At 41.6% G+C, this 16215-nt stretch carries 15 protein-coding genes; 8 read left to right on the top strand and 7 right to left on the bottom strand.

All coding sequences use genetic code 11. The features are described 5' to 3' along the window. Nucleotides 1–82 precede the first annotated feature (82 nt). Both ACKGJO_RS04995 and ACKGJO_RS04990 read right to left on the bottom strand, forming a co-directional pair. Nucleotides 83–2410, bottom strand: coding sequence for a S9 family peptidase (locus ACKGJO_RS04995; protein ID WP_411322301.1), 2328 nt, complete (start codon nucleotides 2408–2410; stop codon nucleotides 83–85). Between the two features lie 77 nt (nucleotides 2411–2487). Continuing rightward, on the bottom strand, nucleotides 2488–3741 hold the full coding sequence (locus ACKGJO_RS04990) for a GNAT family N-acetyltransferase (RefSeq protein ID WP_411322300.1): 1254 nt from the start codon (nucleotides 3739–3741) through the stop codon (nucleotides 2488–2490). Between the two features lie 138 nt (nucleotides 3742–3879). Here ACKGJO_RS04990 and ACKGJO_RS04985 point away from each other — a divergent pair, with 138 nt between their 5' ends. Next, nucleotides 3880–4686 (top strand): UbiA prenyltransferase family protein, encoded by an 807-nt coding sequence (locus ACKGJO_RS04985; protein WP_411322299.1) that lies wholly within the window; start codon nucleotides 3880–3882, stop codon nucleotides 4684–4686. Here the strand turns inward: ACKGJO_RS04985 and rlmD are convergent. From rlmD to ACKGJO_RS04965, 4 genes are all read right to left on the bottom strand, one after another. Beyond that, nucleotides 4683–6092 (bottom strand): 23S rRNA (uracil(1939)-C(5))-methyltransferase RlmD, encoded by a 1410-nt coding sequence (gene rlmD, locus ACKGJO_RS04980; RefSeq protein WP_411322298.1) that lies wholly within the window; start codon nucleotides 6090–6092, stop codon nucleotides 4683–4685. The genes ACKGJO_RS04985 and rlmD overlap by 4 nt on opposite strands. 3 nt (nucleotides 6093–6095) lie before the next feature. Continuing rightward, nucleotides 6096–6644, bottom strand: coding sequence for a cyclic nucleotide-binding domain-containing protein (locus tag ACKGJO_RS04975; RefSeq protein ID WP_411322297.1), 549 nt, complete (start codon nucleotides 6642–6644; stop codon nucleotides 6096–6098). A 17-nt stretch (nucleotides 6645–6661) separates the two neighbouring features. Continuing rightward, nucleotides 6662–9004 carry a BamA/TamA family outer membrane protein gene (locus ACKGJO_RS04970; protein ID WP_411322296.1) on the bottom strand — a complete coding sequence of 781 codons (2343 nt, stop codon included), beginning with the start codon at nucleotides 9002–9004 and terminating at the stop codon, nucleotides 6662–6664. A 150-nt stretch (nucleotides 9005–9154) separates the two neighbouring features. Further along, a complete protein-coding gene (locus tag ACKGJO_RS04965) occupies nucleotides 9155–9409 on the bottom strand; it encodes a DUF2795 domain-containing protein (protein ID WP_020402200.1) in 255 nt (84 codons plus the stop codon). A gap of 152 nt (nucleotides 9410–9561) precedes the next feature. On the opposite strand from ACKGJO_RS04965, the gene ACKGJO_RS04960 reads away from it, so the two are divergent. Genes ACKGJO_RS04960 through ACKGJO_RS04935 form a run of 6 tightly spaced genes read left to right on the top strand, consistent with a single transcriptional unit; the run spans nucleotide 9562 to nucleotide 14824 of the window. Then, nucleotides 9562–9780, top strand: coding sequence for a Sec-independent protein translocase subunit TatA/TatB (locus ACKGJO_RS04960; RefSeq protein ID WP_411322295.1), 219 nt, complete (start codon nucleotides 9562–9564; stop codon nucleotides 9778–9780). Between the two features lie 18 nt (nucleotides 9781–9798). Further along, the gene (locus ACKGJO_RS04955; protein WP_411322294.1) at nucleotides 9799–11325 is read left to right on the top strand and encodes an amidase family protein; all 1527 of its coding nucleotides are present in this window, start codon (nucleotides 9799–9801) and stop codon (nucleotides 11323–11325) included. A gap of 14 nt (nucleotides 11326–11339) precedes the next feature. Continuing rightward, a complete protein-coding gene (locus tag ACKGJO_RS04950; RefSeq protein ID WP_411322293.1) occupies nucleotides 11340–12104 on the top strand; it encodes an SDR family NAD(P)-dependent oxidoreductase in 765 nt (254 codons plus the stop codon). Next, nucleotides 12097–13065 carry a M28 family peptidase gene (locus ACKGJO_RS04945; RefSeq protein ID WP_411322292.1) on the top strand — a complete coding sequence of 323 codons (969 nt, stop codon included), beginning with the start codon at nucleotides 12097–12099 and terminating at the stop codon, nucleotides 13063–13065. Before ACKGJO_RS04950 ends, ACKGJO_RS04945 begins: the two co-directional genes overlap by 8 nt. Then, on the top strand, nucleotides 13065–13901 hold the full coding sequence (prmA, locus tag ACKGJO_RS04940) for a 50S ribosomal protein L11 methyltransferase (protein ID WP_411322291.1): 837 nt from the start codon (nucleotides 13065–13067) through the stop codon (nucleotides 13899–13901). Before ACKGJO_RS04945 ends, prmA begins: the two co-directional genes overlap by 1 nt. Next, a complete protein-coding gene (locus ACKGJO_RS04935) occupies nucleotides 13898–14824 on the top strand; it encodes a Ppx/GppA phosphatase family protein (protein WP_411322290.1) in 927 nt (308 codons plus the stop codon). Before prmA ends, ACKGJO_RS04935 begins: the two co-directional genes overlap by 4 nt. A 59-nt stretch (nucleotides 14825–14883) precedes the next feature. On the opposite strand, the gene ACKGJO_RS04930 is transcribed toward ACKGJO_RS04935, so the two are convergent. Continuing rightward, nucleotides 14884–15375: an outer membrane beta-barrel protein gene (locus tag ACKGJO_RS04930; RefSeq protein WP_411322289.1), complete on the bottom strand. Its 492-nt coding sequence runs from the start codon at nucleotides 15373–15375 to the stop codon at nucleotides 14884–14886. A 157-nt stretch (nucleotides 15376–15532) separates the two neighbouring features. Between ACKGJO_RS04930 and ACKGJO_RS04925 the strand changes: the two genes are divergently transcribed. Continuing rightward, entirely contained in the window at nucleotides 15533–16165 is a 633-nt protein-coding gene (locus ACKGJO_RS04925) for an RNA polymerase sigma factor (RefSeq protein WP_411322288.1), read from the top strand. Nucleotides 16166–16215: the final 50 nt, after the last annotated feature.

The following is a 16215-nucleotide window of genomic DNA, read 5'->3' as shown; positions in this document are numbered from 1 at the left end:
AAACTAATGAACAGGTTTTAGTAAGCAGTGATCTATTGTTAGATCATATACTTTTTTACCTTTCCATGGACTACCCTCAGATCTATTCCTGCTTTCCGAACTCAAACTCCTTTGGCGGATTCACGTTCTTCAGGTGTTTCACAAAGTAACCCCATCGCTTGCGCATCATGTAGTCTTCGCTGTAGTAGCCGTGACCGCGGTTCGGGAACATGATCATGTCGAAATCTTTATTGGCCTCGATGAGGGCATTTACGACCAGCAGAGTGTTATAGGGAGGTACATTGCTGTCGAGAGTACCGTGCGTCAGCAATAGTTTTCCCTTCAGGTTGTCAGCCAGTAACTGGTTAGCCTGATTATCATAGTTAGTTGATTGATCATCCGTTACGCCATCGTTATTCATTCCTTTAAGTAAACCCTGCCACTTTTCACCCCATGGATCGGCATAGTTTCGGTTGTCATGGTTTCCGGCCCCTGATACAGCTACATCATAAAAATCAGGATACGCTAGGATGGCACGAGTTGAGGCGAAACCACCTCCGGAATGTCCGAATATTCCCACTCGAGAAGTATCCATCCAGGAATGGCGTGTACCTAACTCCCGTATCATAGCGATCTGATCCGGAATTCCGTTATCACCCATATTGCCGTAGTAAAAGTCGTGGAAGGCTTTGGATCGCCCGGGAGTACCTTGAGCATCCACCTCAACCACCACAAAGCCCAACTCGGCCAGGGCCTGCTTGTCGGAGCGGGAGGCACGGAATGCACGGCTTCCCACACTGCCCGATTGAGGTCCCGGATACAGGTAATTCAATACCGGATAGGATCTGGAGGAATTAAAATTAGATGGTTTATACATCAGTCCGTATAGTTCAGTTTCATTGTCACGGGCTTGAACCATAAAAGGTTCAGGAGCTACCCATCCTGCGGCCTGAAGGTCACTGATATCAGCTGTTGCAAGCTCCACCACAATCTTTCCATCCATAGTTCTTAAAACTGAGATAGGAGGAGTGTCTGGGGTGGAATAGGTATCCACAAAGTACTCACCTGAATGTGACAGGCTGATCTGGTGATGGGCATTTTCAGGCGTCAGGAGTTCCATGCCGGTTCCATCAAAATTTATGCGATACAAGTAATGGTAGTATGGATTATCGCCGTCACGACCGCCACCGGTAAAATAAATGGTTCGGTTTTCTTCATCTACTCTCAGGATCTCAAGGACGGTCCAGCTACCGGAAGTGATCTGATTTTTGAGCTCTCCGGAAACCAGATCATAAAGGTACAGATGACCCCAGTTATCGCGCTGTGAGAACCAGATAAATTCGTTACTGTCTTCCAACAGTCTCCAGCTGATGCTTTCCACCCCGGATTCAAAAAAAGTATCGGTTTCTTCTCGGTAAACAGATCTTATTGATCCGCTATTTGGATCGGCTACAAAGAGTTCCGCATCCTGATGATCACGGGAGACTGATACGAAGGCGAGAGTACTGCCATCCGCGCTCCATTCATTATCCAGGAATTTTCCGGACCAGTCGGCTACGTGGTCTGTGATAGTTGATCGCTGCGGATCAGGACTTTTTTGAAGTGGCACAACCTTTGGAGAAGGTTCAAGATTGATCACCACACGGTTGAGGCGAAAGATAATACTATCACCGGGAAGAGGATATTTCCATGCCTCCAGTTCGGGGTGCCCGACTTTGGTTGATGCCAGATACATTTCACCGACCCCGCGAGCATCCTGTTTGAATGTTGAAATTCGTTTTGAATCAGGTGACCAAAGTACTATAGGGCTGTCTCGTTTTACCCAACCGGCATTGTTGGTCGCATAACCGAAATGTTCTTCGCCATCGTAGGTAAGCTGTGTAATACTATTGGTCTCAAGATCGCGCATATACAAATTGTGATCCTGGATGAAAACAGACTTTTTACCATCCGGGGAAACCGATTCACTCCAGTTTCGAACACTCGCATCACCGTTTGAATTACACTCATAATCGATAAGGCTGCAGGTAAATATATTGCCATTCGTACTGAATGTAATAGACTCACCTTGGTCTGTATAGTCGAAGCTCCGAAAGGGCTGGTCTAATGGTTCCACATCTTTGTCCAGAATACCTGATAGCACATTGGCGAGACGGTCGTGATCAAATGCGCGTTCTGCCGTTCCTATAGCTGGATCCGCTTTCATATGTTCGGTTCCTTCTTTTACAGTATGCTGATAGAGGAGTATACCATCCTCAGTCCAGCTTTCTCCGGAAATAGTTCCGTAAACAAGATCATTCGTTTGAGATGAAAGAGCCCTTTCAGCTCTTTTATAGTCTTCGTCAGTCACTTGCTCAGGAGCAAAAGTACAACCGTTATAGGCTATTACCATGACAACGTATATGAGAAGGGCAGGTATCCTAAATTCCATAAAGTTATGTTTAATTATCGGCTTTATCCGAATATATAGAATTGAAAGATTCAATCAAGTAAAAGACTGTCACTAAATTATTTAGATACTATGTGAAAGATAACTCTTTTGAAATTCTTATTAAGTGCTTTCAATAAAGTATAGTTTCCAAGATAGACTGATAGAACCCACTTTTCATTTTGAAACTTTGTAAGCAAATTGGTTGAGATTTCAGTAAGGAAAAGTCTGTATCCTGAATTATTTCTGGCAGATAGAGTCAGTTTTTGATTTTGCAACACAAGACTCGTTGTACTTGATTTATAGCTTTCGGCACCCCTGAGCCAATCAAATACCAAGTATCCGTTATCTATACCGGTCTTCATCATATGATAGATGATCAGATTACTTGGGCTGTATCTTGTGTACTCAGACTCAGTATCGTAACCTGTTTGAACAGTATAAATCGTGTGATTGAAATGGTAGGAGAGCTCTACAGCAAATATCTGCTGTTTTTTTTCAGCCCAGTGAATGGAAGCCCATCCATTCTTGAACAAATTTAAAGCCGTTGATCGGAAAAAATCTTCCATTCTCTTATCTGCAAAAATTCCAGGCAGGTCCTGCTGATGCCATCTGTTTTGATGAAGCCTGACCAGCATGTCAAAAATGCGATCAAATTCCTCTTCTGTTTCCGCCTCTTTGATATCAAAGACCTCATCATCATATATGCTGCGTAAACCCCTGCGGATATTCTTCCGGGTAGATCTGCTCAAGGTGCTTAAGTATCGGTCCCAGTCTGAACCTATCAGGCATTGACTGCATACAGAAGCTTCAGTCTTGTTTAAAATCCACTTATCAGATCCTCTAAGAGAGGGGAGGGAATGCATTAATAGACTATGTTCAGGGATTTCATCAAGGTTTATTTGATCTACGGTTTGGATCAACTCTTCGAACAAAACCCGTATTTTCTTTGAGATCAGATCAACATGATCAGGGTGAACTATAATGTCGAGATAACCGGCAAAGGCCTTATTAACAGGAAGAATTCCGCCCTCAATTGTTGTTAGGTGAGAGCCTATGAAATGAAGAGTCTTTACAAACCTGAATCTATTGAATTTCTTCTCTTGAATAAAAAAAGGCAGGATGGCAATAAGTTGATCTTGCAGACTGTAAGTAATAATGTACAGTTCATTATTTGATCCGAAATTATCCCACCACGAATATTGCCATTCATGAAGCTGAAAAACGTCAGCTCCTGTAAAACGTACAAGGTTATTCCATGATTTTTTCAGATCTTGAAAATCATTTTCTGACCTGTATACTCTTTCAGTGAGTTTGAGAGAAACTGTACCCATTGCTGATCTTAGAATGTAATATTTTGAAATATATCTATCTGTATATTAATTACTTATAGAAGGTCGTCTAAATTAATAAAATAATTGAACTATACTTGGTTATAGTTTATTTATTTACTGTAAAAGAACTTCTGTTTTATGAAAAAATTTTTCCGGTTTTACATCCAAAGCAGTTTGCATGTAGCGTTGGCAGTAACGGCTCTTACGGCTGTAACTTATGCTGAATTTGATCTGGATCTGAATATCTGGGTACTTGCTTTCATCTATCTTGGAACGATCGTTGGCTATAACTTCGTGAAATATGCCGGGGTAGGTAATAAGCATCATCTTTCTATTACTCAAAACATAAAAGGCATACGGCTCTTTACAGCGGGGGCGTTTTTGGGACTAATTTATATAGCGTTTTACCTTCCTGAAACTGTAATCTACTATGCTACCGGGTTTGGTATTCTAACGCTTCTATATGCAATTCCGATATTTAAGGGTAAGAATATACGGATGATCAAAGGCTGGAAGATCTTTGTGATAGCGGCTGCATGGGCAGGGGTTTCAGTATTATTACCCCTGGCACATTCAGTTAACCTGATGCAGCCTTCAGTGATCATTGAGCTGCTTTCAAGATTTGCATTCGTGATCGCATTAACGATCCCTTTTGAGATCAGGGACCTGAAGCATGATGAAGAAGAGTTGGGGTCTCTTCCTCAGTTATTAGGTGTAAAAGAAAGTAGAATGCTTGGTTCAGGATTGCTTTTAGTTTTTATAATCCTTCAGTTCTTGAATCCGGTGATCTCGGAATCTTATCTTTCACAAACCGCTTTGATTGCTGTAATTACGCTCTGGGCTATATGGAAAGCTAAAGAAGAACAACATAGATACTATGCTTCTTTTTGGGTCGAAAGCATCCCCATTCTTTGGTTTGGACTTTTCTTGTATAACGGCTTTTAAACTTTTAGTGAGAGTTTGGCTACCGCCTCTATGTGGTAGGTTTGAGGGAACATATCTACTGGTTGAACGATCTCTACATCATACACTTCTTTTAATTCCTTAAGGTCCCGGGCCATGGTAGAGCTATTACAGCTTACATAAACAATACGAGGTACCTTGAGTTCACAAAGCCGTTTCACCACATCAGGATGCATGCCGGCTCTGGGCGGGTCCGTGATCAGTACATTCGGAGCTCCATGCTTATCTACGACATCCTGTGTGAATACATCCTTCATATCCCCTTTGATGAAAGAGACATTATCAACTTCGTTCTCTTTAGCATTGAATCGGGCATTTTCGACGGCTACATCCACCAGCTCAATACCAAGCACGTGTTTGGCTCTGCGGCTCATGTATAAACTAAGAGTTCCAACACCACAGTACAGGTCATATACAATATCATCGTCCTTGATATCAGCAAAATCTTTTGCTACATCGTACAACTTTTCGGCCTGAGCTGTATTGGTCTGAAAAAAAGCATTAGGGTGGATCTTGAAGATGAAGTCACCGATCTTATCTACAATGAAACCGGGACCAAACAGCACTTTCTCATAACGACCGGCAGCTGTCGGGCTTTTGGTATCATTTACGTTGTTGACCACCGTTGTGATGAATGGGAACTCTTGTAACAGGGCATCCTTTACCCTTTCCATAACCGACTGATCATCCTGATAGGTGACCAGGTTGACCATGAAATCGTCGGTATAATGTGAGTTTCGGATCATGATGTTTCTCATGAATCCCGTATTTTCAAGAGTATCATAGGGTTCAATGCCATGCTCAATACAATAATTTCTTACAAAATCCAGGATCTGAAATGATTCAGGAACCTGCAGATGGCATTCCTTTAGATTCAGGATCTTATCAAACCGGCCGGGAGCATGGAGTCCGGCTGCAAATGCTGAATCATCCACGTATTCATCACTTTTGATCTCTTCTTCAGTAAGCCATCGGCGGGCACTGATACTGTATTCCATCTTATTGCGGTAATAGAACTCCTGATCGGATGCAATAGCCTGCTTTACGATATCTCCGTTCATATGGCCGATCCGCTTAATATGATCCTTGACCTGCTGTCCCTTATATTCTACCTGTTTGGAGTATGGGATGTGCTGCCAGCTGCATCCCCCGCACACATTTGCGTGCTGACATTTGGGCTCGATGCGGTGCTCACTTGGCTCAAGGATCTCTAAAAGCTTAGCTTCCCGATGTTTCTTTTTCTTTTTGATGATACGGGCTTTAACCTTGTCACCGGGTGTGGTGCCCGGCACAAATACGGCCAACCCATCAACCTTAGCCAATCCTTTACCTTTAAATGCTGCATCAATGATCTCTAGCTCTACTTCCTGACCTTTTTTTAGTGCCATAAATTAAACTGATTCCTCTGAATTATCTTCGTAGTAGGATTGAATTTGTAAATTTAGTGCTGTTTGCTCGTCTGCAACCTCAGATAGTTTTTTTGTAGTCACTTCAAGTTGCTTCAGGGCTTTATTGGTAAGTGTTTGAAGAAATTTAACCGCAATTTTTGGATGCCGGCCCCTGAGAACCTCAAAATCCGGTTTAAAAAACCCAAGAAGCTCGCAGTTAGAAACACAGCGAGCTGATGTTTTTCTTCTCAAATTATAACCGATTGAAAGAGCTCCAAAACTGTCAGGCGAGTGAAGTTCAAGTGAATTGGGTTTTTCTTCCGAAACATTATCGTCGGGTTCACCAACGGTGAGTTCGATAATCCCGTCTTCAATAAAGTACATACCTGTACCCGGATCATTTTTATAAAATACATATTCTCCTTCCTTATAGCTTCTGCGATGGCAAAGCTGAAGAAATTCGTAACGTTCTGCTGGATTGAGATTCGCCAGAAATTTTGACTTAAAAACAATATTGGACTGATCTTTCAGCTTTTTCAGTTTATCGAACATAGAGTCAGTAGTTGAGGTTAGAAGGAGTGACCAATACCGAAGTTAAAATAGGTTTGTTTGTTATTTAACCAACCAGTCTGAAGGTCGTGCAGCCGGAAGGCAAAATCAAACCTTACTATTACATATTCCCAGTCAAGGCGTAAACCGGGTCCCCCGGCAACAGCAATTTGGTTGTAAAAATTGTCAAATTGGAATCGACCTTGTTCAAGCCTGTCCTGATTATTTTCATCTCTGAAATCGTTCTTTGGACCATACCAAATGTTACCCGCGTCTGCAAAAAGGGCTGCATACCAATTGGCCCCAAGAAAATCCCTGATAAATGCTTGTCTGACCTCAGTGAATGCCGCCAGCTTGATCTCACCACCGGGTATATTTACGCTTTCAGTGGAAATATCACCGGGTCCCAGTTGAAAAGGAGCCCAGCCACGGATATCGTTACTTCCTCCGGCAAAGAATCTTCGATTCAGTGGAATGGAACTGGATCTACCATAAGGATGAGCATATCCACCATATATACGCCAAGCTAGTACACCATCAGCTGAAATCGGATAATATTTCCTATAATCTACAGATAACTTGATATATCGGCTGTAACTGAGGCTATTTTCGCTTAAACCAAAAAGCGAGGGCAGGTTACCTTCAAGAGTACCGGGAGTTGTTAAGTGGTTATCGATGAGGTAGGGGATATTACCGCCAACAGCCACAGAATATTCACTGAAATAACCCCGGTTTCTTTTAATGAGATCTGTATTCTGACTTCTGAATGTGTATCGGACAGTGGAGGATATTTGGGGGTTAAAATCCTCCAGAATTCGCTGAAGTTCAAATGCATCTACAATGGTTCCATCAGATAAGGTATCTGTACCAAACTCATTTCTTAGATTCCGGATATAAGCAGAGGATGGATTGGTATCTACGAGATCAAGTTCAATGAGATCCAAAAAACTTGAATAATTTGAAGTGTGATTGACCTCATACCGCATGTTAAAACCAACATCTGAGTTTATGTCAAATAATAACTGATCTGACCGGCTGTAACTTAAGAGATAACGCGTAACCCCACTGGTAAATCCGGGTCTGTTGTCAAGGAATGAGAAGGGAAAATTCAATCGTGGTACCGAGTAATCGGCTGTAAGTTCATAACTTCTGAACAAAGAGGATTGCGTAGCCGTAGTGTCGATCTCTTCAAGAACAGAAGGCCTCACATACTCAAAACTGGCGTTTGCCCCAATACTTAGATTTTCAGCATTACCGAATACGTTGTTGTTAGTGTAGTCAACCCCAAAACCAGTGCCATAACCATATCGCTTCATGCCAAAAAGTTCCGTTGAAATACTGTGTTTGGTCAGTGTTTGCAGATCAAAGTAGGTGGGAATTTTTTCTTTTGTATAATCGGGCTGAACCTGATCCTCGTTCTGACTGAACCTCTGAATATATAACATACCCAGGTTTTGGAACTCATTTACTGTTTCAAGATACAGTGAGTGATCATACATTTCCCCCGGCTTATATAGTAGTTGATCTGAGAGTAGTCGGAATTTGGATTGGGCTCCTGATTCTTTGAACAACGATATCGTGTATGAAGAATCTACCGTATGGGGTGGTCCGCTTAAGGTATCCGATTCATCGTAATTAACAGGAGGTTCTGTATCACTTAATCTAACTCTGATATCACCAAATTTATATTGACCACCGGGTCTGACTCGGTACAATACATCAAGTGAGTTTGAAGTTGTGGTATCTTCTTTGACCAAGGCTATCACAGAGTCACGTTGTACAGAGGCATAACCATTGTTTTTTAGGAAGGTGATGAGTCGCTCTTGTTCGTTACTAAGCGCTTGTGAGCTGTAGGCTCGATTGACTGTGAAAGTGGTGTCATTGAGTCTTCCCTTTGTAAAGGAACCTCTTTGAAGAAATTCAAACCTTCTGTTAGGCTCAGTAAAAACGGGAAACCCACTGTAGGTTACAGTGTTAATTCGGTGCTGAGGTCCTTCATCGATTATGAAAGAAACTTCGATCTTGTCTGAACGGTATTCTGAGATGCTGGTATCAACCGAAACATCAAAGTATCCCAATGATTCATAATAAAGGGTGATCCGTTCAATGTCGTTCCCGACAGTTTGTCGGTCTAAAAAGGCAGGTTCTTCACCGAATCTTCCTCCTGAAATTTTCCATATAAAAAGCCAGGGTGTGAATTGAGGGATGCTCAGAAACTCACGATTGGTTCGGGTTCGAACCAGGGTTGTGAGTGTACGATCTTTGATATCTTGGTTACCTGAAAACCTGACCCTTCGAACGACGTCTTCGGTGTTTCCTTCACCCTGAACATCCTGAGCCTGTATATTTATAGGATAAAGCAATCCAACCCATGTTATAAAACACAGCAGGAACGCTGAAATGAGTTTACGGGTATCAGGTGTTTGCAAAGTACTACAGAGTGAGAGGTTACGATGGTCGGACGAGACCGGCTACTAAATGTAACCGCAACTTCTGCTGACGCTGCTTAACATTTAAACGTCGTCATAGTCGAAACCTTCATCTTCTTCGTTATGGAAGAAGTCTTCTTTTCTGATGTAATCAGGCCAGATATCTTCGATACCTTCATAAACAGGTTCTTCACCCTGTTCTATCTCTTCAAGTTCTTCGAGGTTCACGATAACCTGATTAGGCAGGCCATTCCGTTCAGCCCATTCGATAAGTTCTTCACGGGTTGCCGGGAAAGGAGCGTCATCAAGTGCAGCAGCTAATTCTACAGTCCAAATCATATGTTTGTAATTATTTTAAAATGAATGAGTGTAATAAACACAAGTGTGATTAAAACACAAGTGAATTAATTAAATTTTTGTTCCAAATTCGTGCCGAAAATATTGTTATCTTCGCACAAATACATCAACTAAATCCTAAGAGGATTATTTTTATGTTTAACAGTTTAGGTGCCCCTGAAATTCTAATTATTGCCATTGTGATTTTAGTTTTATTTGGAGCCAAACGAATTCCCGAACTGGCCCGTGGATTGGGACAAGGTATTAAAGAATTCAGACAAGCTTCAAAAGATATCAAGAAGGAGATCGAAGACAGTTCCAAAGATATTAATGACGCTGCTAATCACGAAGAAAACACCTCTAAAAGCAATTAAAAGCAGAAATTGAATTACATGACTATTTCAGAGACTCGCGAAAAAGTCTTAAACGGGGAAGTACAGCTTCTCGATATTGTCGAACATTATATCTCTAAAATTGAATCCCAGAATCAGGTCATTAATGCCTATGTGGCAACTGATTTTGAAGCTGCTAAAAAGCAAGCTGAAGAGATCCAGAAAAAGATCGATAAGGGCGAAGCCGGTAAGCTTGCCGGTGTGGTTTTGGGTATAAAAGATGTAATTGCTGAGCGAGGAAAGAAGCTGACCTGTGCGTCAAAGATGCTTGAAGACTTTGATAGTGTGTATGATGCAACGGTAATTGAACGCTTGTTAGCAGAGGATGCCATTCTGATCGGTCGACTGAATATGGATGAATTCGCCATGGGGTCGGCCAACGAATACACAAACTTCGGACCGGTTAAAAATCCTCATAACACTGATAAAGTGCCCGGTGGATCTTCTGGTGGCAGTGCGGCAGCTGTTGCAGCTGATATGGCAGTGGCTACATTAGGTTCAGATACCGGTGGGTCTATTCGACAGCCAGCTTCTTATTGTGGAGTAGTGGGATTAAAGCCAACTTATGGCCGCGTTTCACGTTATGGGCTTGTTGCTTTTGCCTCATCCTTTGATTGTATAGGTCCTCTGGCTCGTTCTGTCGAAGACACAGCCAGAATCCTGGATGTGATCGCTGGTTTTGACGAACGAGATAATACTTCCTCGCAAACCAAAAAAGGTAGTTATGTTGAGGCGGCACAGAATCCGAATAAAAATATCAAAATAGGCGTGCCAGAAGAGTTTTTTGGAGACGGACTTGATCCTGAGATCCAGGAAGGCATTGAGAATTTATTAAGCAAGCTGGAAGCAGATGGAGCAGAGTTGGTGCCTATTCATCTTCCACATACAAAATACGGGATTGCTACTTATTATATTCTTGCAACAGCTGAAGCTTCCAGTAACCTTGCCAGGTTTGATGGTATAAGATATGGGCATCGGGCAGATAAGGAAGAAGTATTGGATGACCTGAAGAAGGAAGAGATAGCACTCAAAGAACAATTTGAGTCAGCTATAGGTGAGAAAAAGATCGTGTTGCAGGAGAAATTAGCTAAATTAGATTCACCTCTGATCCGTTTGTATAAAAAATCCAGAACAGAGGGATTCGGTCAGGAAGTAAAACGCAGGATCATGCTTGGTACCTATGTCTTGAGTTCAGGTTATTATGACGCTTACTATGGTAAGGCACAGAGAGTAAGAAGACTCATTCAGGATGATTATAAGAAAGCATTCGAAAAAGTGGATGTCATTGTGAGCCCAACCGCACCAACCACAGCATTTGATATTGGTGATAAACTTGATGATCCGGTTCAGATGTATTTGAATGATGTATATACGATAACGGCCAATCTTGCCGGTATTTGTGGTATCAGTGTTCCCGCCGGGACTCACAGCGACGGAATGCCTTACGGAATTCAATTTATGGCTGATAGCTTTCATGAAGAAAAAGTGATTAATGCCGGCCGACTAGCTGAAATTCATACCCAATAGTTTAGGATCTTATTATGAATCGATTACAGGGAAAAACAGCAATAATTACAGGTGCCTCTGCCGGAATAGGTAAGAGCACGGCAAAACTTATGGCTGAAACAGGTGTTGATCTGTATATAACCGGACGAAGAGAAGAAAAACTTCAGCAACTGAAACGTGACCTGGAATCTGAATATGGCGTTACCGTAACAACAGCTGCCTTTGATGTTCAGAATTCTGAGGCTTGCTCAAAATTCATTGGTTCGATCAACGAGCCCGTTGATATTTTAGTGAACAATGCAGGGATGGCCAAGGGAACCGATCCTGTGTATTCTGCCTCTTTTGAGGACTGGAATACGATGATCGATACCAATATAAAAGGACTATTATATCTTTCCAGGTTGATCTCAGCTAAAATGAAAGAGCGAAATTACGGTCATATCATAAATGTCGGATCCATTGCAGGGCACGAGTCTTATCCCGGTGGAGTGGTTTACACGGCAACAAAACACGCGGTTAAAGCAATAACAGAAGCCACAAAGAAGGATCTTCACGGTACCAAAGTTAGAGTGAGTATGGTGTCACCGGGATTAGTGGAAACAGAATTCAGTGAGGTGCGTTTCAGTGGTGATAAGGAAAAAGCGGATCAGGTTTATAAAGGCATGCAGCCATTGATGGCTCTGGATATAGCCGAGATCATTCTTTTCACTGCTAACCGTCCTGAACACGTTAATATCATGGATACAATTGTATTTCCGGTCGATCAATCGTCATCTACCATGGTTCATAGGGATGAGTAAATGGCTTTATTTGCTAAGTATCCTGACCCTGATCCTGATCGGGTGTGGAGATGAAAAAAGCGAAGGCCTGACCTTTACAGAAAAAGGCAGGGAAGTTCCTTCATTTAATGTTGATTCAGCTTATCATTTTGTAGAACAGCAGGTAGAATTTGGACCAAGGGTTCCAAATACAGAAGCCCATCAACAAGCACTTCATTACTTCCAGAATAAATTTAAGTCGTATGCCGGTGATAATGCTGTCTACGTTCAGCGATTTGAAGCAGAAGGTTATGATGAAACTCTGAACCTTGGTAATGTGATAGCAGCTTTCAACCTATCTGGACCTGATCGCATTATGCTTAGTGCTCACTGGGACAGTAGACCGCGTGCTGATATGGATTCTACTAACGCAGAAAATCCGATCCTGGGAGCGGATGACGGAGCCAGTGGTGTTGGTGTGTTGCTGGAACTGGCTAGAATGTTCCGGGATAATCCACCACCCGTTGGAGTGGATATCATTTTGTTTGATGGCGAGGATTATGGAAAATCAGGTGATCTTAACCGGTATTTTCTCGGCTCGAGATATTGGTCTAAAAATCCACCTGTTCCCGGATACAGTCCCCGCTTTGGTATTTTACTTGATATGGTTGGTGGAGCCGGAGCTCAGTTTCCGAAGGAGCAGTATTCCGTGAATTACGCACCGAATTTGGTAAATGAGGTCTGGAATATTGCAGATGAAAAGGGTTATGGTGATATGTTTCTCAACGAGCAGGGAGCAGCCGTATCTGATGATCATGTAATAGTGAATGAACAAGCCGGGATTCCCATTATTAATATCATACACCACTACCGAAAAAGTAATGGCGTTGCTGAATTTCCATCGTATTGGCATTCTCAAAATGATGATCTGGATATAATAAGCAAAGAAACCTTACAAGCAGTGGGTGATGTGATGGCAGAGTTAATTTACAACAGATTGTAATGGACTATATTGAACTGCGTATTTCTGTTAAAGACGACTTACAGGAGTTACTGATCGCTGAATTATTTGACCGTGATTTTGAAGGCTTTGAACAAGATGATGATCTCCTTGTTGCTACTATACCCTCTCCTCGTTTTGATGATTCCAAAAGAGAGGAGATTGAACGTATTCTAATGTCTCTTGGTACAGATTCGGTCATAATCTCGGAAAAAGTGATCGGGCCACAGAATTGGAATGAAGAGTGGGAGAGAACTATTCAGCCACAGACCATTGGCAAGTTCTATGTGCATCCTACCTGGACGAGCTTCGATGGTGATCTTGATGATAAGATCAATCTACTGATAGATCCAAAAATGGCATTTGGAACCGGTTACCACGCCACAACGCGAGTCCTGCTGGAATGGCTTCCAGAGGTACTTAAAAAAGGTGATAAAGTACTTGATGCTGGAACAGGCACAGGAATTTTAGCCATCGCTGCTCTAAAACTAGGAGCCCAAAGTGCTTTTGGATTCGATATTGATGAGTGGAGTGAAACCAATGCCATTGAAAATATACTGCTAAATGAAGTAGATAATTTTGAGGTCAAATTAGGTTCAACAGAGGTCATTCCAGTAGGTGAGAAGTATGATATGATATTAGCCAATATTAATCGCAATGCACTGATTGATTTGTTGCCAGACCTGGTAAGCAGACTAACTGATAATGGCAAGATCCTGCTTTCAGGTTTACTTATAGAAGATGAAGAAGTCATTCTAAAACAGGAATCTGTTAAGAAACTAAGTCACATTGATACACGCCAGCATGGTGAGTGGATCGCAATACTATTTTCCAGATGACCAGATCAGCTATTGATATCGGGACCAATTCTGTGCTGCTTTTGGTGGCAGAAAAAAAGAGAAAGGGGATCATTGAACCGATTCACGAAGAGCAGCGTTTACCAAGACTCGGAAAGGGAGTGGACGCTCAAAAGGTCATTAATGAAGCCTCAACACAGAGAGTGGTAGATGTACTGCTGGAGTACAAAACTTTTCTTAAGAATTCATATCCCGATGCACAAGAGCCGATTGTTACGGCCACAAGTGCAGTACGCGATGCTTATAACCGGGATGAATTCATACAAATAATAAAGGCAAAAACCGGTTATGATATTCGGTTGCTTTCAGGTAAAGATGAAGCAAGGTGGACGGCTGCCGGTGCTTTATCAATGATCGAAACACCGAAAAGTGGGCGAGGTGAATATCTTATTCTCGATATTGGAGGAGGAAGCACGGAGGTTGCTCATGTCAGGGATCAATATATGGTTGATAAATATTCCTTTGATATGGGATCTGTACGTTTTACTGAACGTTTCCTGAAACATGACCCTGCTAAAAAAGATGAGATAAAAGCCTGCAGAGATTTTATCAAAAAGACGTTCAGGAATCGTTTCTTTCATAACAATTCCTATTTTAAAGCAGTAGGTGTCGCCGGAACTGTTACATCACTTGCCGCTATTATCATGGAGTCAGATAACTATGACCCGACTGATATGAATGATGTAATCATTTATCGTGATGAAATTAATGATGTGATAGAAAAATTTATAGATCAACCCTCCGATGAGATGTTAAATTCTTTTCCAAACGTTCTTGAGGGTAGGTCTGACATCTTTTTAGCCGGATTGTTGATCTTGGAGGGGTTTATGGAGCGATTTGGCCGCGAGGAACTGACGGTTTCAACAGGCGGGATACGTCATGGTGCTATTTTAAATACAAAATAAAAAAGCGTTACTGTTTTAACAGCAACGCTTTAGTTGTAACATTACCTTTAATTCTGAATTTAGAACGGGAATCTAAGCCCGGCACCAATATTCAGTTGATCTGCATCACTGATCACAAATTTTGCTTCTGCAAAGAGTTCCGCAAAATCCAGATTATACTCGAGACCGGCTCCTATATTTAACCCGGTTTCATTATTTGAACTGCTTCCAAAACCATCGATATCTACAGATGAATTGAAGAAGTTCAATCCTGCCAAAGCATAGGCATTAAGTCCCGTCTCCGGATCAGAGTGGAACATATAATTACCGTTTAGGTTTAGTTCCCAATAGTTAATGTCTCCACCGTTTACATCTTCAGGGAAGTAGTAACCGAAGTCTGCAACTCCTCTGAATTGTTCATTGATCGTAAAAACCCCATCAACGCGAATTCCAAGTTGCTCAACCTCGGAGCCATACATCAGGCCGACACCTGCTTTAAATTGCGCCTGTGCACTTTCTACTGCCAGAAATGAGCAAAGTACCAAGAATATAGAAGTAGTTAGTTTTCTCATAAGTATTTATTTTAGTTTTTATTATAGTTGTTACATTTCTGCTTCAACTATTAATGCGTAAAGTTTAATTAAAATGGTTCATTTTAAAAATTATAGCTAAAAAAGGTATTTTCATTTATTACAGTGTTTGTATTTTAAGGGCTGAATTAATTCAGATATGTCAGAAGAAAACTCAGAATTAGAAAATAACTCGCCACGTAAAAATGCATCTGCCAGTAGCCTGGAAGATGATACCTTGGTCAGCGAAGCGTTGGCAGGCAGAGAAGATTCCTACAGTAAACTCGTAGATAAATATCAGAAGCCGCTCTATTTCCATATCAGAAAGATGATAAAGGAAGTGGAACTTGTTGATGATCTGGTTCAGGAAGTTTTTATGAAAGCTTTTCATAACCTCAATTCCTATAGCAATGAATACGCCTTCTCTACGTGGATCTATCGTATCGCCACAAATCACACTATTGATTATCTGAGAAAGAAAAAACTTCAAACGCTTTCGATAGATCAGCCTTATAAAACGAAGGATGGTGATATGGAAATGCAGCTGCCGGATGAAAGCTTTTCTACAGATCAGCCCGTTATGAAAAAAGAGCGGAAAGCAATTGTTCAGGATGCTATCGACAATCTTCCAAAAAAATATCGCCTTGTCATCGAAATGCGGCATATGGAAGAGAAAACCTATCAAGAGATCGCTGAGATCCTGGAACTTCCTTTGGGCACGGTTAAAGCACACATTTTCAGGGCTCGAGAGTTATTATACAAGGCGCTCATCGATAAGAGAGATAAAATTTAATATTCTTATCTGAGCTGTTTATCTCGATTATTTCGTATGTACTGATGCAA

Origin of the sequence: Gracilimonas qinghaiensis (assembly GCF_046602855.1) — a bacterium.
Lineage (GTDB): Bacteria > Bacteroidota > Rhodothermia > Balneolales > Balneolaceae > Gracilimonas.
Note: the sequence above shows the minus strand (reverse complement) of the source record. Positions and strands in the feature narration are given on the sequence as shown.